The 24043-nt window shown below is 43.4% G+C and carries 17 protein-coding genes, 2 pseudogenes and 2 riboswitches; of the genes and pseudogenes, 5 read left to right on the forward strand and 14 right to left on the reverse strand.

Annotation, left to right across the window (positions count from 1 at the left end):
• From ACE4RR_RS05240 to ACE4RR_RS05295, 12 genes and pseudogenes are all read right to left on the reverse strand, one after another.
• On the reverse strand, nucleotides 1-1230 hold the full coding sequence (locus ACE4RR_RS05240; protein ID WP_375534350.1) for a M20 metallopeptidase family protein: 1230 nt from the start codon (nucleotides 1228-1230) through the stop codon (nucleotides 1-3).
• Nucleotides 1231-1257: 27 nt separating this feature from the next.
• The gene (locus ACE4RR_RS05245; protein ID WP_375534351.1) at nucleotides 1258-2805 is read right to left on the reverse strand and encodes an AbgT family transporter; all 1548 of its coding nucleotides are present in this window, start codon (nucleotides 2803-2805) and stop codon (nucleotides 1258-1260) included.
• 340 nt (nucleotides 2806-3145) lie between these two features.
• Nucleotides 3146-4141 carry an NADPH:quinone oxidoreductase family protein gene (locus ACE4RR_RS05250; protein WP_375534352.1) on the reverse strand — a complete coding sequence of 332 codons (996 nt, stop codon included), beginning with the start codon at nucleotides 4139-4141 and terminating at the stop codon, nucleotides 3146-3148.
• 266 nt (nucleotides 4142-4407) lie between these two features.
• On the reverse strand, nucleotides 4408-5115 hold the full coding sequence (locus tag ACE4RR_RS05255) for an FAD-dependent oxidoreductase (RefSeq protein ID WP_375534430.1): 708 nt from the start codon (nucleotides 5113-5115) through the stop codon (nucleotides 4408-4410).
• Between the two features lie 52 nt (nucleotides 5116-5167).
• A pseudogene (locus ACE4RR_RS05260) lies at nucleotides 5168-5557 on the reverse strand (SRPBCC family protein).
• A gap of 3 nt (nucleotides 5558-5560) precedes the next feature.
• The gene (locus ACE4RR_RS05265; protein WP_375534353.1) at nucleotides 5561-5881 is read right to left on the reverse strand and encodes an ArsR/SmtB family transcription factor; all 321 of its coding nucleotides are present in this window, start codon (nucleotides 5879-5881) and stop codon (nucleotides 5561-5563) included.
• Nucleotides 5882-6198: 317 nt separating this feature from the next.
• Nucleotides 6199-7512, reverse strand: coding sequence for an NCS2 family permease (locus tag ACE4RR_RS05270; protein WP_375534354.1), 1314 nt, complete (start codon nucleotides 7510-7512; stop codon nucleotides 6199-6201).
• A gap of 141 nt (nucleotides 7513-7653) precedes the next feature.
• A riboswitch (purine riboswitch) is annotated at nucleotides 7654-7753 on the reverse strand.
• 81 nt (nucleotides 7754-7834) lie between these two features.
• Nucleotides 7835-9370, reverse strand: coding sequence for a glutamine-hydrolyzing GMP synthase (gene guaA / locus ACE4RR_RS05275; protein WP_375534355.1), 1536 nt, complete (start codon nucleotides 9368-9370; stop codon nucleotides 7835-7837).
• 453 nt (nucleotides 9371-9823) lie between these two features.
• Nucleotides 9824-9923: riboswitch (purine riboswitch) on the reverse strand.
• A 39-nt stretch (nucleotides 9924-9962) separates the two neighbouring features.
• On the reverse strand, nucleotides 9963-12101 hold the full coding sequence (locus ACE4RR_RS05280) for a transglutaminase TgpA family protein (protein WP_375534356.1): 2139 nt from the start codon (nucleotides 12099-12101) through the stop codon (nucleotides 9963-9965).
• A gap of 14 nt (nucleotides 12102-12115) precedes the next feature.
• Nucleotides 12116-13303, reverse strand: a complete 1188-nt coding sequence (locus ACE4RR_RS05285) for a DUF58 domain-containing protein (RefSeq protein ID WP_375534357.1) — start codon at nucleotides 13301-13303, stop codon at nucleotides 12116-12118.
• A 1-nt stretch (nucleotide 13304) separates the two neighbouring features.
• On the reverse strand, nucleotides 13305-14261 hold the full coding sequence (locus tag ACE4RR_RS05290; protein WP_375534358.1) for an AAA family ATPase: 957 nt from the start codon (nucleotides 14259-14261) through the stop codon (nucleotides 13305-13307).
• A gap of 90 nt (nucleotides 14262-14351) precedes the next feature.
• The gene (locus ACE4RR_RS05295) at nucleotides 14352-15527 is read right to left on the reverse strand and encodes an FAD/NAD(P)-binding protein (protein ID WP_375534359.1); all 1176 of its coding nucleotides are present in this window, start codon (nucleotides 15525-15527) and stop codon (nucleotides 14352-14354) included.
• Nucleotides 15528-15628: 101 nt separating this feature from the next.
• Here ACE4RR_RS05295 and ACE4RR_RS05300 point away from each other — a divergent pair, with 101 nt between their 5' ends.
• From ACE4RR_RS05300 to ACE4RR_RS05315, 4 genes and pseudogenes are all read left to right on the forward strand, one after another.
• Nucleotides 15629-16831 (forward strand): GTP-binding protein, encoded by a 1203-nt coding sequence (locus ACE4RR_RS05300; RefSeq protein WP_375534360.1) that lies wholly within the window; start codon nucleotides 15629-15631, stop codon nucleotides 16829-16831.
• A gap of 167 nt (nucleotides 16832-16998) precedes the next feature.
• Nucleotides 16999-18124: pseudogene (locus ACE4RR_RS05305) on the forward strand (alcohol dehydrogenase catalytic domain-containing protein).
• A gap of 607 nt (nucleotides 18125-18731) precedes the next feature.
• Nucleotides 18732-19334 carry an IMEF encapsulin system ferritin-like cargo protein gene (locus ACE4RR_RS05310; RefSeq protein ID WP_375534361.1) on the forward strand — a complete coding sequence of 201 codons (603 nt, stop codon included), beginning with the start codon at nucleotides 18732-18734 and terminating at the stop codon, nucleotides 19332-19334.
• Nucleotides 19335-19350: 16 nt separating this feature from the next.
• Nucleotides 19351-20199, forward strand: a complete 849-nt coding sequence (locus tag ACE4RR_RS05315; RefSeq protein ID WP_375534362.1) for a family 1 encapsulin nanocompartment shell protein — start codon at nucleotides 19351-19353, stop codon at nucleotides 20197-20199.
• Between the two features lie 147 nt (nucleotides 20200-20346).
• On the opposite strand, the gene ACE4RR_RS05320 is transcribed toward ACE4RR_RS05315, so the two are convergent.
• Nucleotides 20347-20811 carry a hypothetical protein gene (locus ACE4RR_RS05320; RefSeq protein WP_375534363.1) on the reverse strand — a complete coding sequence of 155 codons (465 nt, stop codon included), beginning with the start codon at nucleotides 20809-20811 and terminating at the stop codon, nucleotides 20347-20349.
• A 132-nt stretch (nucleotides 20812-20943) separates the two neighbouring features.
• On the opposite strand from ACE4RR_RS05320, the gene ACE4RR_RS05325 reads away from it, so the two are divergent.
• A complete protein-coding gene (locus ACE4RR_RS05325; protein ID WP_375534364.1) occupies nucleotides 20944-21315 on the forward strand; it encodes a 2Fe-2S iron-sulfur cluster-binding protein in 372 nt (123 codons plus the stop codon).
• A gap of 107 nt (nucleotides 21316-21422) precedes the next feature.
• Here ACE4RR_RS05325 and helD read toward each other — a convergent pair whose 3' ends face one another.
• Nucleotides 21423-23765: an RNA polymerase recycling motor HelD gene (gene helD, locus ACE4RR_RS05330; RefSeq protein ID WP_375534431.1), complete on the reverse strand. Its 2343-nt coding sequence runs from the start codon at nucleotides 23763-23765 to the stop codon at nucleotides 21423-21425.
• Between the last annotated feature and the right edge of the window lie 278 nt (nucleotides 23766-24043).

The raw sequence follows: 24043 nt of genomic DNA on the forward strand, positions 1-24043 counted from the left end.
TCAGTTAGTATTGTCAGAGCCGCCACCTCCTTTTTGATTGAGTGAGTCCAGCGTATCAAGAGCTGTAGTTGTCATCATTTTTAAGCCGACAGCTAGAGCTGATTCATCAATATCAAATTCAGGATCGTGAAGAGGTTTTTGTACCTCTCTTTCCGGTATCGCTGTTCCTAGCCAGTAATATACCCCCTGGTATTTTTCTAAAAATCTGCCAAAATCTTCTCCCCCGAGACTTGGCTGCACAACCGGAGCAGCATCACTGCCAAACAAGCTGACGGCCGTCTTTTTAATATGATCGGCCCATTGCTCTGAATTAACGGTGGCGGGATAACCATTCATATATTCCAGAGTAATGCGCGCGTCCATAGCACGTTCTAATCCGAGAAGAATGTCTTCCATTCTAGATTTTACACGTTCTTTGACTTGATTTTTAAATGTTCTTACGGTCCCTTCAAGCACAGCGCTGCTTGCGATGACATTATAACGATCTCCGCCGCTGATGGTTCCAACTGTTACAACAGCCGACTCGAGGGGGTCGACGTTACGGCTTGTTATTGTTTGAAGAAGGCTGACGACTTCACTTGCAATAATGACCGCATCCTTCGTCTGGTGGGGCATACTTGCATGACCCCCAGATCCTTCAATCGTAATACGGAAACGGTCAGAATTCCCCATTTGAGGGCCGCTCTTTACACCGATTTTGCCAACCGGCAGATCCGGCCAGACGTGCTGCGCAACGATAACATCAGGAGAATAACGGTCAAAGATCCCGTCCTCCATCATTTGAGCTGCTCCCCCTGTCGGAGCAAATTCTTCAGCCGGTTGAAACACGAGAAGTACCGTCCCGGCTAACTGGCTCTGTTGTTCCTTCAGTGCGAGGGCAGTGCCCATCAGCATAGCTGTATGGGCATCGTGGCCGCAGGCATGCATAACTCCTTGTTGTTTGGAAGCATATGAGAATGTATTTTTCTCGGTAATAGGCAGCGCATCCATATCCGCCCTTAATGCCACAATTGCTCCCGGCTTATCTCCTTTTATCACAGCAAGAATGCCATTACTGCAAAATCCTGTCTCAAATTCAATTCCATTTTCCTTTAAAAATGACTGAATCGTCAAAGATGTTTTGTTTTCTTCATAGCTTAACTCGGGATTCTGATGAATATATCTGCGGTATGAAATGATAATATCTTCAATCTCTTCTGTTTTTTTCTCATCTAACATCCAATTTCTCATACACCGGTAACTCCTTCTGATGGCATATTAATTCAAATTCATTTCCACCCCCGGCCCAACCGGAATGCCAAGTACAGTCCAGATAATGAAGATAATTATCCATAACACCAAGAAGATCAGGGTGTACGGAAGCATGATGGAAAACAGCGTTCCGAAGCCTGCCCGCTTATCATACTGTTTCATAAATGCTAGAACCATAGGTACGTAAGGGTTCAGAGGGGTGATAATATTTGTAGATGAATCGGCGATCCGGTAAGCCAGCTGAATAAATGCCGGATTGTAATCTAAAATCATAAACATTGGAATAAAAATCGGCGCCATCAATGCCCACTGAGCTGATCCGCTGAAAATAAACAAGTTCAGAATAGCTGCTAGAATGATAAATCCAACCACTACAGGCATCCCTGTAAAGTCAAGACTGGTTAAAATATCAGCCCCGCTGATAGCAATGAATGCGCCCAGGTTTGTCCAATCAAAATAAGCAATAAACTGAGAAGCAGCAAAAATTAAAGTGATATAGCCAGCCATATCTTTCATCGCACTGGCCATATATTCAGGCACATCTTTCGTTTCAGTGATTTTCTTCACTGTTACCCCGTATGCAATAGCAACCACAATGAAAAAGAACAAAATAACCGGAACAATATTGATAAGAAACGGTGAATCTACCACTGCACCATCTTCTCCACGCAGCACCCCGCCTGGAGGGACAATAAGCAGGCTGACAAGCAGGAGGTAAGCAGCGCCGGCAATTCCGGCATTGCGAAGGCCGCGGTTTTTCTCCGGCGTGATGGTTTCCATTTCCTGCGAAATTACTTCTTTATCTGCATGAGTATCATCGTATTTCCCAAGCCTTGGCTCAATTATTCTTTCTGTGATCCAAGCACCAACAAACATAAGCATCAGTACGGAAAACATCATAAAATACCAATTGTCTACAGGCGTTACGACAAGGTCATCGACGCGGGTCTGAGCAACCTCAGTCGTAATGCCGGCTAATAAGGCATCGGTGCCGGTAATGATAAGATTAGCTGTAAATCCGGCGCCTACCCCGGCAAAACCTGCTGCCATTCCGGCAAGAGGATGGCGGCCGAGAGCATAAAAAACCATTGCCGCAAGCGGCGGAATAATTACAAATGCTGCATCAGAGGCAAGGTTCCCCAATATACCTGTACCGATAATCGCATAGGTCACAAGCTTTTTAGGGGCGTTTAAGATCGACTTTTTCATGAAGGTTTCAATGAGTCCGACTTTCTGCGCAAGGCCAATACCAAACATCATTGCCAGTACAAGCCCTAATGGGGCAAATCCGGTAAAGTTTTCGAGCATGGAGGATAAGATATATTCAATTCCTTCCCCTGATACCATGCTTTTAATTTCTGCGGTTTCTCCGGTTTCTGGATCTTCAAAGCTTACACCGGCAAGGCTGATCACCCAGGAAAGACCGATTACAATCACAGCCAGGTAAACAAACAGCATGAATGGATGAGGAAGCTTGTTTCCAGCTTTTTCGACCACATCCAACATTTTCATAAAAAATGATTTTTTTCCGGGTTGTTGTTCTGCAGGTGACATAAACAGTATACACTCCTTTTCGGAAATTGTCTTTAATTATTCCGTTTTTAAGAATGTATCATAAATGAATTCGCTTGCCAATAGAATTTTCTAATAATTTTCATCATTCAATAAATTTCCTGTTATATCATCTGACAAAATCTGCTGCGCAGCGATAACCTATTGCAGCATTTAAGGAAACGGAAGGGAGTTCTACGTTAAAGCATGAGAAAACGCTTCCGACTATCATTTTAATAATCGAAAGCGTTCTAACTCTTAAGGGACCGTAATGAATCTGTCTCTTCTATTATTTTTCAGACCTTTATTTCGGACAGTATTTCGGACAGTATTTCGGACATCCTTAGCCCATCGACACAACTTTCCGGCCACGGACTTCCCCTTTTAATATTTGATGGAGTGTTTCCGGCAGCTGCTCCAGCGTTATTTCATCGGCAATGGTTTCGAGTAATTCATCGACCTTTAAATCGCCGGCCAGCCGCTGCCAGACTGCCTTTCGCCGCTCCATCGGGCAGTAGACTGAGTCAATTCCGGCAATATTCACTCCTCGGAGAATAAAAGGAAATACGGTGGCCGGCACTTTTGTTCCTCCTGTAAGGCCACTCACCGCTACTGTTCCGCCATATTTCATCGCGCTGAGCAGATACGCGAGCGTATCACCGCCGACTGGGTCAACCGCCCCGGCCCACCGCTGTTTATCGAGAGGACGTATACGCTCTGGCTGCATTTCCTCTCTTGCAAGGATTTCTTTAGCTCCAAGCTTTTTTAAATAATCATGCTCTGATTCTTTTCCAGTACTTGCAGCCACTTCATAGCCAAGTTTGGAAAGCATCGCGACTGCCATACTTCCAACCCCTCCTGTTGCCCCTGTCACAGCCACAGTTCCGGATTCAGGTAATATTCCCTCTTCTTCGAGGCGAATAACGGACAATCCCGCCGTAAAACCGGCTGTTCCATATATCATCGCTTCTTTTAACGTAAGACCTTCAGGCAGAGGAACAACCCAGTCACCTGGTACGCGTGCATATTCAGCAAATCCCCCGTAATGAGATACACCAAGCTCATAGCTCGTAACGATCACTTCATCACCTGGGAGAAAACGAATATCATCAGATTCCTCTACCACACCGGATAAATCAATTCCCGGTACATGAGGATAATTTTTTACAATTCCGCCGTCCGCGACAGATGCCATGCCATCTTTAAAGTTTACGCTTGAATATTTCACCCGGACGAGCACTTCTCCGTCCGGCAGGTCTTTTACAGAAAATGGCTGGATCGAGCCAGTAACCTCTTTTTCGCCTGTCTGATCTATTACATATGCTTGAAACGTACTCACGCAAACACCATCCTTGCCCAATAGTTTTTTCTTAAATCTCTTCCCGAACAAGCTCGCTTTCAATCAAGCTCTGATGAAAAAAATTAGTTATCACTAGTTGAAAATTTTTTTGTCCCGGTTAGTAGTGCTGTTAAATGGAATTGCCAAATTAAAAAGCCCAGCTTCCCAGAATGTAAAATGAGAATTTGAGCTTTATCGCAACACGTGATGAGCAATATTGGGATAAGTGATAGTTCCAACCATGAATAAGTGATCAATTACCAAAATTAATATCCAAAAAAGGCATCCTTTTTTATATTTCGTTTAGAGATATTATTATTTTTCAAATGAGTGGAAATAGAATTCACCATCGACTTCGGTCCTGCAACAAAGTATTTGCCATTGTTCTTATATAAGCTGATAAACTTATCTATCTCCTGATGTAACTCATTTCTTGAATCAGGATAATTTACATTTATTGAAGTATTATCAGCAATACCATCAAGTTCATCCTTATATAAATATATCTTGTCGCTTTCCATATAGAGAAGATTAATTGGATTCTCGAAGCCGTTTTCTTCAGCCTCTAGTTGCTTTACCATCGAACGAAAAGGGGTAATTCCAATTCCTCCTGCAATCAGCAGTGAAGGGTTGGCATCTTTTAAATAAAAGGATCCTACTGGACCACTCATACTAACTTTCATTCCTTGTTTTAATTCTAACATCGCTTTCTTAAAATCGCTTGGTTCCTCACTAATTCGTGTTGTTACTTTAATAACATTCTCTGAAGGGGCGGATGCCACGCTGAATGGTCGTACAGCGTTCTTTATTTTCTTATGTTTAATATTAAACAAACCATGCTGCCCTGCTTTCCAAGTTAAATCTTTCTCTTTTTCAAACTGAAAGGTATATACCTCTTCCGCTTCTTGAAATCTCTCTAGAAATAACAACTCACTCTTTTTGAATATCGCTAAAGTATCCTGAAAAAAACTCATCACGCTGCCAGCTCCTTTTCTAAATTAGCTGCTCACACCTATCTGGAATAGTTCACATTTCCTCAAGTATTTTTTTCAGCTCGTCGATCTTACCAGCCCAACCATATTTCGCACCGTGGAAAGCTTGATTCTCCTCTTCAAAGCCTGTTTGTTCAAGATGTAAAAAGGTAACTCCATCTTCCTGCTTCAAGGTCCATGTGACTACGGTATCGATCGGACCGCCTTTCCACGTATAAGATAATTAATAAGGCTCGTCTACTACTAATACTTCACAATCTACAATTAAATCCCACTGCTCGTTTTTGAATTGACATTTATGCCCTACGATTGGTTTAAAGTCATTTGCCATAACCCATTTCTCAAGAGCATTCGTCTCAGTTAATGCGTTCCACACCTTATTAATGGAACTTTTAAACTGAAAATCTAATGATATATCTGCCATTTTTTATTCCTCCAAAAAATTTTTTAAATGTCTTACTCTTTCTTCCCAAAACTTTTCGTAAAAGGATACCCAATCTTTAATTTCCTGCAGAGGTGCAGCATTTAGTCGATACTTAGTCTCTCTGCCCATTCTACGGTCAGCAACCAGCTCAGCTTCTTTAAGGATAGCTAAATGTTTAGAAACAGCAGTACGCCCCATTTGAAATTGTGACGTTAATTCGTGAAGAGGTAACTCTTCAGCCTCTGCTAATAAACGTAACAATTTTCGTCTCGTTGGATCAGCGATGGCTGCAAAGACGTCACGCTCTTGATTTTGCGCGTTCAAAGTCCTCCTCCTTTTTGTAATAAGACACCAAATGGTGTCCTTATTATATGACACCATTTGGTGTCTAGTCAAATGTTATTTTGCCTTCTGTGCCAGTTTGCCAAACAGGTAGTCTCAAGAGTTTTGGCACAGCACTAAATAATTGTTCAGAGTTGCTTTCGTTGATCGCCGGGTGCGGACGTCAGTTCCGTTATCTTATCAAAATTAGATCATTTCGAAAGGTTAGCGGACACGAAAAACAAAAAAAGCAACAGAGTCTAAAGCTAGACCTGCTGCCTTTGTTTCTACAAGTATTAGTAGAACTCGATTTTCTAATGTTATTCACCAAGGAAAGCAAAATATAAAATGAACACAAAGAACAGTATATACATAATCGGGTGAATCTCACGTCCTCTGCCTTTTACTAGCATTGTGACAGGATAGAAAATAAAGCCGAGCGCAATACCTGTGGCGATGCTGTAAGTGAGCGGCATTGCAACTACTGTCAAAAAGGCAGGCAGCGCGATTTCAAGCTTATTCCAGCTGATCATCCGCAGCGAGGAAGCCATCAAAACTCCAACGATAATGAGGGCCGGCGCTGTTACCTGCTCAGTGACGACCACAAGCAGCGGAGAAAAAAACATAGCCAGAATAAAAAATCCTGCCGTTACCACCGAGGAGAAACCGGTCCGGCCTCCCGCCGCCACGCCAGAGGAGGATTCAATATAAGCAGTTGTTGTCGATGTTCCAAGTACTGCCCCGATCGAGGTAGCAGAAGAATCCGCCATCAAAGCACGGCCGGCACGGGGAAGCTTATTTTCTTTCACATAGCCTGCCTGATTTGCCACTGCATAAAGCGTACCGGCCGTATCAAAAAAGTCCACAAATAAAAAGGTCAAAATAACAATGAGCATTTGTATAAACAGCTGGCTCGACCATTCTACTTCACCGAGGACCGTAAACGCAGCGCCAAAGGTAGGTGAAAGACTAGGTACAGAAGAGACAATCTGCTGCGGAAGATCGATTAATCCGACGACCATTCCAGCAGCTGCCGTTACTATCATGCCGTAAAAAATTCCACCGTGTATACCGCGCACCATGAGGATAGCCGTTACAAACAATCCGAAACAGGCAAGTAGTGTCACGGGAGAGGTTATGGAACCGAGTGAGACAGCTGTTGCTTCGTCAGGCACGACAATACCGGCATTTTTCAAGCCGATAAAAGCAATAAATAAACCAATACCTGCTGCAGCCGCAAATTTCAATTCTGCAGGAATGGCATTAATGATCTTTTCACGGATTCCTAATGAAGTGATAAAGATAAAAATAATACCGGACATAAACACGCCAAACAAAGCTAATTCCCAATCAATACCGAGTCCTAGTACGACCGTATACGCAAAAAATGCATTCAGTCCCATGCCGGGTGCCAGCGCAATCGGATAGCGTGCAAGTATTCCCATAATCAATGTTCCAATTGCAGCAGAAAGAGCTGTTGCTGTGAATACTGCACTTTCGTTCATGCCTGCATCTGAGAGTACCTGCGGATTCACAAATAAAATATAAGCCATTGACAAAAACGTGGTGAGGCCCGCCATTGTCTCCTGACGGTACCCAGTATTCCATTTTTTAAACTCAAAATAACGATCCATCAGTCATTCCCCCCGTTGTTTTGATGGTTTCTGACAAAGGATCTGCAAGTATTCAAGCATAGAAAAAGCCCCTGGTGCGCAGCATTCTACCAGGAGCTCATACGTCCAATACGAAAACACATGAACGGACAGTCATATGTTCATATGCAGCAGATCTTTCGCAGTAAGCTATTTACGGTAGCTTGTAGAGACTTGCGGACCTTATAACCGCAAATATACGAATATAACTTTTTTTCGTTATTAAGCATAGCAGTCTGCATGGTGAACGTCAACTTATTACCGAACAATGAACTTTAAAACTATAATAATATTCGTTTTTTATTTATTCCCATTCAATTGTGGCAGGTGGCTTCGATGTTACGTCGTAAACTACTCTGTTGACATGGCTGACTTCGTTAACAATCCGGTTCGAGATTTTTTCCAGAACATCGTAAGGTATACGCGCCCAATCAGAAGTCATTCCATCAATGGATGTAACTGCACGAATTCCGACCGTATAATCATAAGTGCGGGCGTCCCCCATCACTCCAACGCTCCGCATGTTAGGAAGTGCAGTGAAGTATTGCCAGATTTCTTTATCCAGTCCGGCTTTTTTGATCTCATCCCGTAAAATTGCATCGGATTCCCTGACAATCTCCAGTTTCTCTTCAGAAATCTCCCCGAGCACTCTAATACCGAGACCAGGTCCGGGGAATGGCTGGCGCCAGACAATATCTTCCGGCACATCAAGCTCTGTTCCAAGCTTACGAACCTCGTCTTTAAATAAAGTGTTCAACGGCTCAATCAACGTTAAATGCATGTCTTCCGGCAGACCACCTACATTATGGTGAGATTTAATCGTCTGCGCCGTATCGGTCCCACTTTCAATTATATCGGTGTACAGCGTACCCTGTGCCAAAAAGTCCATATCCTTCAGCCTGCCGGCTTCCTCCTGAAACAAGTAGATAAACTCATTACCGATAATTTTACGTTTCTGCTCCGGGTCTGATACGCCATCCAGCTTAGATAAAAAACGCTCCTTCGCATCAATTTTAATCACATTCATATTAAAATCTCCGCCAAACGTTTCCATCACACTTTCTGCCTCCCCTTTTCGAAGCAGGCCGTGATCTATAAACATGCAGGTAAGCTGACTGCCGATCGCTCTATGAATAAGGGCGGCAACTACCGAAGAATCCACCCCTCCGCTCAAGGCGCAAAGTACATGCTTGTCCCCTACCTGCTTGCGGATAAGATCAATCTGTTCTTCTACATAGTTTGCCATTGTCCAATTGCCTTCGCATTGGCAGATTTGATAAGCGAAATTCTTCAACAGATCATCCCCAAATTGCGTGTGCCGCACTTCCGGGTGAAATTGCACTCCGTACATTTTTCTGTCTGCATTACTCATTCCAGCTACCGGGCAGGAGGGATTGGTAGCGTCGACCTCAAATCCTTTCGGTGGTGCTACAATTAAGTCCCCATGACTCATCCAGACGGACTGTTCCCGAGGGAGCTCGTTATAAAGCTCCGAATCGTTCTGTAATGTTATAAGAGCTTTACCATACTCCCGGTGATGGGCTGCTTCTACTTTTCCGCCAAAATGGTGTGTCATCAGCTGCATGCCATAGCAGATCCCGAGGATTGGAATTCCAAGCTCAAAGATTTCCGGATCACAGCTCGGCGCGCCTTCCGTATAAGCACTGTTCGGTCCTCCGGAAAAAATAATGCCAGTCGGCTGCAGTTCTTTCAGCTGCCCGGCACTGATTGTATTCGGATGAAGTTCGCTGTACACACCAAGATCCCTGATTCGTCTCGTAATCAATTGATTGTATTGCCCGCCAAAATCCAATACAACAATCATTTCATTATTATCCATCTAACCTGCCACCCCGTTTGATCGATTTTAAAGCTCACTGCCGCTCGTTGAAGAAAAGAAATTCCCTTAAAAATAAATGAATTTCATAAGCCAATATCGCAACAGAAGATACGAACATTAACATATATTTTCTATATATCATTCGAATCGCTTCAGGCGAACGCTTTCCGAGGGCTTGGCCTCAGCCTTCTCGTCAGCAAGCTGACTTCGGAGTCTTCAGCTCAAGCTTATCCCTCGACGCACACGACGTGCTAGTGTCGATGTTGGCCACAGGACGTGGCCGATTTTAATCGACCTGGAGTCGTCGCCTTACGCTACAATCGAATCTTCGTGCTTTATATTCAGAAAAGCACTTATGAAATTGATTCAAATATAAGTAAAACCCCGGATCTGCCCCGTCCGCATGAAGAAACGAAGGCAGAGTCCGGGATATAAACAGCTGCTTCCAGCTGTAAGACCAGTGTCTGCCTTCGTAGTCCAGTCTTGAAGGTGACCGGGTAGAGACGCTCGGGCCAAATCCCGAAAATATACGAAGCATATGGTATTTTTCCTCAAAACATGCCTTTTATTTTATCAGCCGCATCTGCTTCGGTCAAGACTTCACCCGTACAACCATACTTTCCCAGCTGGCATGCATGTCCTTCCAATCTTTCTCCTCCTGGGAGCGTCCATAAATAAAACGTTCATAATGATTGGTCAAATACGACATTTCCTCGGTGCCGTAAATATGGTCCACCCGCGCAGCATACTCTCTAAGTGTTTCACTGTCTTTTCGACTTATGCCGTCCCGCTTTAGTATGAAAATCAAGGCATTTACAGCTTTAATAAAAGATTCTGTACTGTCGAGATTCTTAAAACGGTAAAGCAGCACCCGTTTAATAACACGGCCACGGAACAGCAGGAGCAGAGAAATTCCAATTGCCGCAGCTCCTGTAATAAGCGGCCAGAACGGGAAGCCTCCGGAAGCGGAAGTGGCTGTCTCATCTTCCTCTTCTTCCTCTGGTGCTTCCTCTTCCTCCTCTGTCGTTTCTTCAGAATCTTCCTCTTCTGTGTCTTCTTCGATTACGTCTTCTTCCGTGTTTTCCTGGAACGTGTAATCAAAATCTGAAGAAAAACCGAGAGTCGGTTCAAATGGCACCCACCCTACATCAGGGAAGTATACCTCCACCCACGAATGGGCGTTGGCGTTGGTAACCTCGTACGTTGTCTGTTCGCTCGACACATCCACTTCATCTCCACGTGTAAAACCCTTCACCCAGCGTGTAGGAATATCGAGGGTGCGGAGCATTACGGCCATGGAAGTGGAAAAATTGTCACAATATCCTGTTTGTGTTTCAAATAAGAATTGCTCCACATAATCCTGGTCTTCTTCCGGCACAGGGACATTTTGTGTGTCATAGGTGAAATCCGGCCCGCGCAGATATTCCTCGACTGCGCGCACGCGATCGTAACGGTTATCCTCCCCTGCGGTCAGCTCTTCTGCCAGCTCACTGACTGAATCAGGAAGATCTTCCGGCACGTTTAAAAAGTTATCCACGATTTCTTCCGGGTCCTCTGCTGAAGTATCCCGCATTCTTTCAATAGGAAATGCAGCTTCTTCATACGTTACAGTATACGATGATGCTTCATAGGACTCATCATTCCGAAATGTGTTTGCTTGTCCGTCGAACTGGTCCACCTCGGTTACAAGATCCTCCGCTTCGGCTGCAACCGCTGTTAACGAACCTGGATAAAATACAAAATCAAAGGAGCGGTTTTCTGCCATCTCCACATCCATTTCAAGCTCTTCGGTTTCTACGGAATCTTCATATAACGATGCGGTGGAATCTGTATCAGCTTCTGTATCCGACTCCCAGCCCTGGCCCGTATATACGTTTTTAGACTCCCCGCGCCAATACCCTCCCCCATCTCCTGTTGCGGAGAAAACAGGGTCATTATCCATTTCAAAGCCGCCTCCGAGACTCTCATCATTGTCTCCATAGCCTATCCGCTTCGGCCCGCTCCCGACGCCGCCTTCAATTCCTGCGGCGGATTCTAAAAATGGCAGAGGGTCCGGCCACTGCGGCTCCGCTTTGGGCGCTGCAGCTCCCGCTCCTGCTGCAACTGCCAGAATCAGGGCAGTCAATCCGATCCACTTCAGCAGAAAAGCCGGTTTCTTTTTCCCTGGAAAATAGAGAGAAAGGCGGTCCCACTGCAAAAGAGCAAGCAGTATAAATCCTAACATAACAACGCGAATAATCGCAGAACTTCCGTCATATGGCAGAAAGGTATCCATAACTCCTATATAAATGACAGTAAAAAGAAAAAAGAATAATATTCTCCGTGCCTGAACTATCCAAAAATAAATAAGGTAACTCATAATAGCAAGTAAAATTAAAAACAAAAAGCTTCTAAACATATCAGAGAGTGCGTACCAGTCCCCGTTTCCTATCGAAGAAAAACTCTCATTTAAGTCTTCCATAAAAAGGGCAATCCATTCACCGCCCAAAATCATTGTGTCAAAAAAGATAGAATGGACAGCTATAATAATTACACCGCTCACCATCAGCAGCGACAACCACCAGGGAAACCGCACAAACATAATGATAAAATAAAAGAAAGCTGCAACCATAAAAACGGGGACATAGCCGGTGTCCGTCACTTCCGGAAGCGGAAGCAGCCATTCCATAAGCAATAAGTAGCCGAGCATGTAAAGAAAGAATAATCCCGGCGTGCGCTCTGCACGAAACATAGTAACACCTCCAATCATGAAACCTCAAATACCTGCTGTACCAATCGAACGGTATGCAGAGCCGCACCATTTCTCTTCAGACGCTCCAGCCTTTCTCTGACAAGCTCTCCCTCAGAAAGACCAGAGATAAATTCAACGGTGACGCTCTTTCCATTGTTCAACAATGATTGAATCTCTTCGTAGCGGCGCTGATCAAGCTGAGCCGTGATAAACACAATCGAAGAAAACGTTGTGCCTGGGACAAGAGGATGCTTAACCGGCTTGGATGGCTGAAATTTTATACGTGCCAGCTCCCGGTAGATTCTTTGATAATGATTTTTCTGCCAGCCTGATTCCACCCTGACGTTCTCCTCTGTCGAGAATGCCAGGCCAACAGGAATTTCTTTCTTAAAAGAGTAATCTGTCAATGCAGCGGTATACTCCACCATATGTTCAAACTGCTGTTCATTCAGTTTATCAGATTCTGAATCGAGCACTATTAAGTACCCTTTGCCGCGCTGCGACTCGAATTCTTTTGTAACCAGCTTCCCTGCCCTCGCAGACACCTTCCAATCAATGCTTGTCATCCGGTCTCCCGGCACATAATCTCGAACGCCGGCCACCGATCGAACTTCTTCATTCAGCTGAGGAGAAACGTTCATTGCGTCCGTTTTTTCATCCAGACTGGTCTCCCAGCTTCTCAACCTTCTCAGTTTGGGCAGTACGCTCACGGACTGAGGAATATTGACGTTTTTTTCTTTATGAAAGAAGCCAAACAAATCCCCTGCTTCAAGAGTTATATCAGAAAAAAAATACTCCCCCCGCCTGGCCCCTTTCATCGTGTACCGATATGTTACCTGCTTAGCTCCAGAAAAGAAGAAAATAGTGCCGGACATATTATCAGTACGTTCCAGGCCGTAAGGCACATGATCGAAAACGCTTAAAAAGACGAGCGGAAATGCTGCTTTCTTTTTCAACGTGATGGTTACCGTTGTCTTTCCATGAAAAGGAAGAAACTCGTGTTCAATATGACGTTCGACATCAATCCAGCGAAAAGGAAAGGCGATAAAAACAGCATTAACCACTAAGATGACAAAAACCGTTGAAAACAAAAACCAGCTGACATATCCACCCTGAAACATCGCATACGCATACAAAGCTCCTGTCAGCAGTATCACAAACAGAAGCTTTATGCCTTTTCTTATTTGATTCCAGACATTCATATCAGCGCACCGCTTCTCTTTTAGATACAGGTACTCTCAGCACTGAGAGTATCTCTCTGATAACATCCTCACCGGCTTTCTCCGCCATCTGCAGGTCAGTCCGTAAAATAATACGGTGGGAAAGGGCATAAGGGGCGAGAAATTTAATATCGTCCGGGATTACATACTCTCTGCCTTTTAAGTAGGCGTATGCCTGACCTGCTTTCATCAGGGCTATGGAACCGCGCGGACTCACACCAAGAAATACATCCCGGTGGGTTCTTGTTTCTCCTGTAATAGTGATAATGTATTGTTTTACCGAATCATCGACATAAACCTTCCGCACCGCTTCCTGCATGCGCTGCACTTCTTCTAAAGAAAGGACGTCATGGATATCTTCAATTGGATGATGGTCCTCTACTCTATTTAACACTTCCATTTCATCTTCCCTGGACGGATAACCCATCTTTAATTTCAACAGAAACCGGTCCAGCTGCGCTTCCGGAAGAGGGTAAGTTCCTCCGTATTCAATCGGATTCTGGGTGGCCATGACAAAAAATGGACTTTTCAACGGCCTCGTTTTGCCGTCGACTGTCACACTGCTCTCCTCGAGCGCTTCCAGAAGTGCTGACTGCGTCTTCGGCGATGTACGGTTAATTTCATCAGCGAGCAGGACATTGCCCATCACCGGGCCGGGCCGGAATTCAAAAGCCATTGTTTTTTGATTATAAATGGAAACTCCAGTAACGTCAGACGGCAGCAGGTCCGGCGTAAACTGGATCCGTTTGAACTCTGCACCGATAGAACGTGCGATGGCACGCACCATCATCGTCTTACCTACACCGGGTACATCCTCAAGCAGTACATGTCCTTTGGCCAGAAGCGCCGTGAGACTTAATTCTATTTCTTCGCGTTTGCCTACGACGACGCGTTCAATGTTTCCTATGACATTTTGTAAGGCGGAACGCTCTGGATTCACTACTAATTCCCCCAATACTCAGTTACGCATATATGCACCTTAATAGTATCATATCTAAGCTTGAATGCGTTAACAGAAGCAGATTGGTATTTAGTAGAAGTCTGCTGCTGATGCAATTCGTTCAGCAGCTTTCCTTGCTCCCGCAATGTTACGCGCCGTCGGCCCCACTTCTAATTCAGAGAGCGCACCCATTACATGGAGCCCCTTAGTCCACTCGAGAGTTTCCGGCTTTGGAATTGGAAAGCCACATTCTCCGCATAATAGACTTTCCTCGTTAATCGTATCCGCCAACCAGTCGGCGCCAGGAATCCTATTCACAAACCCTGTGGCTAAGATTACCGAGCTGATCTCAATTTCCCGGCCACTTTCAAGATGAATCGTAAATTTATCACGAATTTTTTGTAGACCAGTAATGCTTCCGGTGACGGTATGTAATGTCTGTTTCTTTCGTTCACGGGTTAATTGTATGGAAAGGTCTTTCATAATGGACCCTTTATGACGAGCTTCCCGGATCATTTTTCTGCGTTTTCGGTAACTGGATTCCTTTTTAAACTGATTCATATATTTTGGGCCCTGCCAGCCAGGATCAGAATCAAACGTATGAATTTCCGGGGGTTTTTTCATAATAAGCGTAACGGCTCCGGGAAATCTTCTGCTCCATTTCAAAGCCGTTTGTACCGCGCTGACTCCACCACCTACCACAGCCAGTGGTGGTTGAACGCCGGCATCATTTCTCTTCTTTTCATCGAAAATATGCCATACATGCTGTGACACCGGCTCGTTATCTGCCCAGTCGGGCTGAATAGTATGCTCTCTCATCCCCATGGCCAGAACAACTTTTTCTGTACGCATTTTTCTTCCATCTTCAAGTCTCACCTCCCAATAGCCGCGTGCTTTATTGACAGCCTTGACCTTCGCCTGACAAAAGCAGTCCCTTAGACCGTTCTCTTCTATTGAATGCATCGAATGAGCGTGAAATAACTCCAGTGACGGTCTATCGAAACGGCCAAGAAAGTGAGAGGAGGACCAATTATTCTTTTTCGCAAATCTTTCCAGGCTGAATGGTGCCACATCAATGTGGTGGACAGAAGGAGAACGTAAAAATTTCATCCCTACGGCATTGGCACAGCTGCTCCAGCTTTGCAGCGGAGTCGGATGAGGATCAATAATTGCCAGTTCATCTATAGATACCAGATCGTTTTTACGAAGATATATAGCGAGTGTACATCCGTGTACGCCTCCACCAACAATCACCCACTTCTTCATCTCTATCACTTCCTTTTTATTTGACAGTTTTGCAGATAAACTTTAGTATAAATCGTAATAGTTACGATTTGAAATATATCACAGGAGAGGAAGAATGTATAGTGACCACTGATAAGCGCATACCAGTTACCGTACTGAGCGGGTACCTCGGGGCTGGGAAAACAACTATATTAAATCATATCCTCCACAATAAAGAAGGAATAAGGGCAGCCGTCATTGTAAATGATCTTGGAGAAATAAATGTAGATGCCAGCATGATTTCAGATAATGAAAGCTTTTCCTTTACGGAAGAAACTCTTGTAGAAATGAGCAATGGCTGTATTTGCTGTACTCTGAGAGATGATTTACTGGAGGAAGTGCAGCGTCTTGCAGAGGAAGGCCGGTATGATTATATATTAATAGAGTCCACTGGTATAGGAGAACCGATACCGGTTGCTCAGACATTTACTTATAAAGATGAAGATTCGTCCATTGACTTATCTGAGATTTCCAGGCTGGATACGATGGTGACGGTAGTGGACGCTTTTCAGTTCTGGAATGACTACGGATCAGGAGAAAGCCTGCTCGATCGAAAGCAGGCCGTAAATGAGGAGGATACGCGGGATGTTTCCGATTTATTGATCGACCAGATTGAATTTTGTGATGTCCTTTTGCTTAATAAAACAGATCTCGTGAGTGAAACAAATTTGCAAGAACTAAAAGCAGTATTGAAAAAAATGCAGCCTCGTGCAGAACTGATTCGCTGCAGCCATGGTAAAGTATCACCAGCCCAGCTGTTGAATACGGAAAAATTTGATTTTGAAGCTGCTGCCCAGTCCCCCGGATGGCTGAGGGAATTACAGCAGCTGGAGCACATTCCAGAAACTGAGGAATACGGGATATCAAGCTTTGTGTACCGCAGCCGCCGGCCTTTTCATGCTGAACGACTTTGGGATCTCCTTCACACATGGCCGGAAAATATCATCCGCACCAAAGGCATAATTTGGACTGCGGTACGAAATGATGAAGCCATTGTACTCAGCCAGGCTGGTGCATCCGTTTTATTTGAACCAGCCGGACGCTGGGTCGATTCGCTTCCTGAAGTGGATAAGCAGCTGCTTTTAAAAGAAGAGCCTGAAACGTTGCAGCATTGGGACACAAAGTATGGCGACCGCTGTACAGAGCTTGTGATCATTGGAAAGCATTTGAGTGCTGAGGATACAACAAGTATGCTAAATGAATGCGTCCTGAATGATAAAGAGATGAAAATGGACTGGGCAGAACTGAAAGATCCACTCCCTGTCTGGGAGTTCACTGCTGACTGATGATTAATGATAATTACATATGCTGTGGAGGCTGGGCGTCACCTGCCTCCTTTTTTGCATGTCTTTTTCCTCTTTCCAAGCTTTCCAATTACCAGATAATGTTTATGACTTATCTATTTCGTGAATAGAAATAGACAGCTTCATAGTAAAGAGGAAAGGGTGTTATCATGAAAGCAGTTACGTATCAAGGCAAGGAAAATATGCAGGTCAAGGAAGTAGAAGCCCCCTCCATTCAGCGAAGCGATGACATGATTGTCAAAATAACAGCAAGCGGAATTTGTGGTTCTGACTTGCATTTGTATAAAGGCGGCATTCCTGCCCCAGAGGATTATGTGATCGGGCATGAACCGATGGGAATTGTAGAAGAGACCGGTCCCGAGGTTAAAACATTAAAAAAAGGAGACCGTGTCGTTATTCCTTTTAATATCGGATGCGGTGAGTGCTACTATTGCAGCCACCAGATGGAAAGCCAATGCGATAATTCGAATCCCCATAATGAAATGGGAGGCTTATTCGGTTTTTCAGAGGATTTCGGCAGCTTCCCTGGTGGTCAGGCCGAGTATTTACGAGTTCCATATGCAGATTTTACTTCCTTTAAAGTTCCGGAAAGTAGTGAGCTTGAAGATGAGGCCGTCCTATTTTTATCTGATGTAATGCCAACAGCTTATTGGAGCGTTGAAAACAGCGGTGTAACTTATGGAGATACTGTAATCGTTCTAGGCTGCGGGCCAATTGGGCTGATGACTCAAAAGTTTGCGTGGATGAAAGGTGCAGAACGGGTCATCGCCGTGGATCAAGTCCCCCACCGGCTTGAGCATGCAAAACGAACCAATCATGTAGAAACGTATAACTTCAGTAAGAATGAGGAAATCGGAAAAATTCTTCACGAAACTACGAATGGCGGCGCCGAAGTTGTTTGTAGGAATGGACGGCACCGTTCCTCCGAATACTGAATTTGGTTCCGAAGGTGAAAATCAGTTCGGCACTATCAGTCCGATCATAACCGCCTCACAGGCAGTACGGAAATTTGGCGTCGTACAGCTGACAGGTGTTTATGGAACAGAGGCCAACAATTTCCCTATCGGTGACTTCTTTACTCGAAATGTCGCGTTAACAATGGGTCAGGCGCCCGTCATTCACATGATGCCGAGCCTATATAAAATGGTAGAAAACAAGCTTCTGGACCCTACCGATATTATCACTCATCCGCTTCCTCTTGAAGAGGCAGCAAAAGGCTACAAAATTTTTGATGCCAAGGAAGATAACAATATAAAAGTTGTGTTAAAGCCTTAATATCTCTAGTGAATTAGATAGAGGCCGCTTTCAGGGCGGTCTTTTTTTGTATGAAATATTTTGCCCCCTCTATTTCTTCATGGATTCCTCTACTTGGCTTCGGTGGTTATAGTCCCGGTGGAGGGGATATCTACATTTCCCGCGGGAAAACTGCCCTTTCCAGCGGAAATCAACTTTCCTTACGTGAATACCACACAGGAAAAAATGGATAAAGCTTCTCTTTCCGAGGTATAGTTCCCCTCTCTAGGGATATCATAATTTATCAAGGGATATCACTCGACTTCGGTCATTAATAGCCTCTTTTAGAGGATAACGATATTTCCTACGGGAAAACCGCCTTCTCCAGTGGATAGCATCTTTTCATACGCGGATACAACTCTCGGAAAAGTGGATACAGCTTCACTTTCTGGGAAAACTTCTCTCCCTGAGAGAAATCTTACCTTTCCAAGGGATATCCCCATGCTTCGGTGGAAAAGAAGAATAATGGAGTTTCATGTTCGCAAATTATTAGCTATGCCCAAATTAATATGACTGAAAACTTGTTTAAACAGAAAAATATCGGTTACAATGGTAAAAATGTTTGAATTTTTAAACTGGAGGTGCAGCTATGGAATCCAACGCAACTTTTTCGAACCTTGAGGATATTTTTTCAAGGACCCGAACAGCATTAAATGAATTTAAAGACATCATCACACCTGTTATTGAAGAAGCGAAGGATGATCATGAACGGCTTTACTGGCACCATATTTACGAAGAAGAAGATCATCGCTTTGACCGATTAGAGCATCTGCTTCCTGCCCTGCAATCCATCAATGCCGACGATTCCACGATTACTACTGAAGACAGTGAATTCGTTCACCTTCTGCAGGACATCAGTCTGGAAAAATTCGGGCTACATAACTTCTTAGAACACTTAGACCTTTCTTTATACACTTTTAAAGATACCGAGCTGGAAAAGCCGATCCAATCTTTGCGGGACATGACTTCAGAGGACTATCAGCTGACAAAGCAGCTTCTCGATCAGCTGAACGAAGAATTTAAAGGTGGACTTTCCTTTAAGACCTCCGTTCCGACCGATGAAAAAGAAGATATCGACGAACGATTAAAATTAGATACGTATGCCCCGACGGATACTCATTCCGGCAGCTCCGGGCAGTCGACCCCACAGCACAGTAAAAAACGACTCACAGTAGGCAGTTTAAAGTATTAAATTGGAGGGCTAAGACATGGATAAGACAACTTTGTTTGCAGATTCGCCATTAAACAGCAATGAATGGAATGAACTTGACCAGACAGTGTTCGAGCATGCGAAGAAGCAGCTCGTCGGCAGACGGTTTATTGATATTTACGGTCCGCTCGGTGAAGGCGTGCAGTCCTTTCCGACGGATATCTACGAGGCTCCCGGCCGCGGAGGAATGAGTCTGCACGGGGCTGATTCAGAGCTTTCGAACCCGACGAGGCGCATCAATCTTACAGTTCCACTTTTATATAAAGATTTTATCCTCTTCTGGAGAGATATCCAACAGGCGAAAACACTGTCAAGCCCAATTGACTTTTCGGCTTCAGCAAACGCCGCTCAGCAGTGCGCTCTTCTCGAGGATGACCTTATTTTCAACGGTTCAGAAGAATTTGGTTTAAAAGGGATTATGAATATTAAAGGGAAGCTTTCTCACATTCGCAGTGACTGGATGAAATCGGGAAATGCATTTACAGATGTAGTGGAAGCGAGGAATAAATTATTGAAGATGGGCCACACAGGACCATTTGCCTTAGTGCTTTCCCCTGAGCTCTATGCACTTATTCATCGTGTTCACCAGGACACTCATGTACTTGAAATCGAGCATGTGCGTGAGCTTATGACGGCAGGCGTGTTTCAGTCACCAATGATCAGGGGCAGCCGTGGTGTTGTAGTCGATGCCGGAAAACAAAACCTTGACCTTGCGATTGCCAGTGATTTTGATACATCGTTTTTAGATGAAGAAAACATGAACTATCTCTTCAGGGTTTATGAATCAATTGTTTTGCGGATCAAGCGCCCTACCGCAATCTGCACACTTGAGGATTCTGAGGAGTAATAATAAATATTCAAAGCGGTTGAATATCCAGTAACAATGCCGGTTACCAACTTTAATTGGAAAATAACGGATCGTATGTCCTCTGGGATATTCCTCCCTTATAACGCGAAAAGGTCAGGACCCGGTGTGAGTCCTGACCTTTCATCATTAAGCAATCGTATATACTTTTTCTTCGGAATAAATGGCGCTTACGTCCACTTCCTGCTTTACATTTTTTAAGCCTATGTCTTCGATTACCAGCATCGCTTCCTCTAAGAATACAGGGTTGTGGCTGCCGTTGTTCAATTCAAAAAGACGCTTTAAATACTTCTTTTTTTGGTTCATCTTTGTATGTTTAAACGCCTGGTTCTTCAGCTCGTAGATTTTTTTATGTTGCGGCTGGTAGATGATGCTGACTTCTTTTGCATTCACAATTAATTGCTGCCCGTCTTCCGTAACGCATCCTATTGAACACAATGCCGAACCAATCAGCTCGACTTTTGTGATGCAGACATTATTGTATTCATCCCCAGTCGATAAACGGAGATAATCGCTTTCAATGACACCTCCGATTTTTCTTTCATTCGCAAGGACGGTATTCATATCGTCAAAGCCATTAATTTGATTACTCATGATGATTACCTCTCCTTTTCATCATACCCGCTTTGGTGATAACGATTCTCATTATCATCATTGTAATTGATATTTCTCATTCAGTCAAGAATATTTTGAACATAATAATAAATTATTGAAAGGAGACAAATTTTGAAAAAATTAACTATTGGCTCTTTAAAACCAGGCGCTCCCCCTGTGCCTCAGGCAGAAAAGAAAAATTCCACTGCCTCCATTTCTGTACATAAACCATTACAAAATCCTGTAAGGCGTCAGCTTAAAATGGAGCAGAATAATTCTCGATTTACAGTAAATCCTGTGCAGCAGCAGACCGTTCTCGATACAGCCCTTGATCAAAAAATAAATCTTGATTATAAGTGCAAAAAAGGAACATGTGGGAAATGTCAGGTAAAGGTTTGGGAAGGAAAGGCAATGTTGCAGCCTGTTAATAATGCAGAAGAGAAAAGACTCGGCGAAAAAGTGAATGAAAATTACAGGCTGGCCTGTCAGGCGGTCTTTAATTAAGAAATGGTTTCCATCATTGTATGCAGGAAATCTACTCCTCATGCTCCCTCCTGATAAATGAAAAAGCTTCTTTCCGTCTTTAACCCTGGAAAGAAGCTTTTTCAATATTACTCCTGAGTTAGTAGAAATTTTTCCGCTCTAATATTTCTTAAAAAGGGACTAGGTTCGCCGACACTGTAAATGTGCAGGTGATGCATGGCTCTCGTACACGCAGTATAAAACAATCTGCGCAGGCTTTCCTCTCCATATATTTGAGAGGAGGCATTATAAATAATGACAGTATCGAATTCTATCCCTTTTGCCAGGTATGCAGGGATAACAACAACACCCTGTTCATACTCTTCGGTGTTTTTCTTTACGAGTTTAAGACTGCTTATCGCACCAAGAGAATCATAGGCGAAAGAACTTTCTGCAGCTGATTTACAAATTATTGCGATCGTCTTATATCCACTTTTTTGAAAGTATTCTACTTTAGAAAGTATTTTCCCGTTCAATTCAGAATGGCTCGACAACCTGGTAAGTGCCGGCATCTCTCCTTCCCGGTCAACAGCACTTATTTTTTCACCATCCGGAATTAGTTCGCGTGTAAACTCAATTATTTGCTTCGTCGACCTATAACTGCGGTGTAATGTAATACTTTCCGTTTCACTATGCCCAAATAAGCTGGTAAGAGAATGAAAGTCCACCATATTATCGGCGTGAGCAAATATGGCCTGATTAAAGTCCCCCAGCACCGTCATCCTGGCAGCTGGAAATAACCTCTTTAAAAATTCAAATTGAAAAACAGAATAATCCTGGGCTTCATCTATAAGCACGTGTTTAATAGAAGTGTTTGACTGAAAGCCTTGAATGAGCTCCTTTAACAGCAAAAACGGGGTTGCATCCTCTTGCACCAGATTTCCTTCGTCCAGCAACTTTCTTGTCGTAAAGCATATTTCACTCCACTCTGAAGGAATAATGTTCTCATTCCATAACTTAATACTGATAGAATTATCAAAAAGCTGCTTGTATAATTCTTTAATATTTATAAACTGAAGTGCTTCTACTCTCTTACGTAAAGACTTCAACTTCCTTCGTACGATCATACGGGCAAGCAATTCGTGCTCTCTTTCGTAAAACTCAAAGGAATCTTCATTAAATTCATCTGTCTTCTCTAATTGAATATATACCTTCTGAAGATCTTCTTTGCTGAGCAGTTCGATTTCTTCCTGTACCCATGGCTTTTTTAGCTCTATTTTTTCAATTTTATTAATCTCATTCATTAACCATTCTTTCAACTTATCAATTCTATTATGAAAATGAAGTGAAGTATCCTTACTATAAAAAATATCTGTAATTTGTTTAGAGGAAAAGAGCGTCTGTCCGCGAAATTTTATTCCTTTAAAAATCATGCCGGTCAGCTCTAATGATTCCCGATACCTTTTGATACCTTCAAAGAAACTGGATGACGACTTAAATTGTATACCGGCTTTTCGTATTTTATAAGAAGTGTCATCAGTGGCTTTCAGCACATACTCCAACTGTTCATAAGGATCTTCCACATTAAACGAACGACCCAGCCGGTATTCCAGATACTCCTGAAAGGTTTCCTGCTTCATATTCTCTTCTCCAAGTTCGGGAAGCACATGAGATACATAACTACTGAACATATTGTTGGGAGAAAATAAGATGATTTGATTTGCCTTTAGATTTTCCCGATACTTATAGAGAAAATAAGCGATCCTTTGGAGAGCTGCCGAAGTCTTGCCACTCCCCGCTGCCCCCTGGACAATTAATAGTCTCCCTCGAACGTGTCGAATTATTTTATTTTGTTCTCTTTGAATCGTCGCGACTATACTTTGCATATATTTATTAGAACCTTTACCAAGCACTTCCTTCAGGACTTCGTCTCCGATCGTAAGACTAGTATCAAACATTGAATCGATCGCACCATGTCTGATGTTATACTGCCACTTCTTCTCAAGTTCCCCTTGAATAATTCCTCCAGGAGTAGAATATTCCGCCGGTCCAGGAGGGTAATCATAATAGACACTCGAAATCGGAGCTCTCCAATCGTAAATCAGGATGGTTTCGCTTGTTTCATCCGTAAGCGTCGAAATTCCGATATAAATTTTCTCCGGTATACTAGTTCCCTTCTCAACGAAATCGATCCTTCCGAAATAAGGTACGTTCTCTATTCGTTTAAGACTCAAGAGCCTGTTAGAATAATGTCTATGTGTCCCTTGTCTTACTGACAAATCCTGCGCCTGTTGTCTCAGCCCGATAATCGTCTCAAGGTAATCGTCGAACGTATCCATGTTTACTTTAAGATCATCCCAAAAGTGTTTTCGGGTATTCACAACTTCTTCTTTACGCTTGGCAGTATCTGCTTTTACCTCGCTTATTTGCTCAGCAATGGTTCTCATCACCTTATCTAAATATTCCTGCTCTTTTTGAAATTCTTCGTTCAGAAAAACCACTCCTTAAGAAATCGCAAATTTAGGATTGACTTTAGAGAAACTTTGCCTTATAATTTATGATAGGGATTTTTATGATTTAATATTATATTAAAGTTTCTGTTAAAAAATAACACATATTCATTTTTAAAGCAATATGAATATTCGTTGATATAATTTTAATAAGTGTAACGTAATAAAATTTGTATATGTGGTCTTACAAACCAGCTGGATACTGACTCCAGCTGGTTTTTTCATTTTTAATCACAATCTCCTTCCCTCATAAAAAGCAT

The sequence above is a fragment of the Alteribacillus sp. HJP-4 genome (genome assembly GCF_042139015.1).
Lineage (GTDB): Bacteria > Bacillota > Bacilli > Bacillales > Marinococcaceae > JBHIKY01.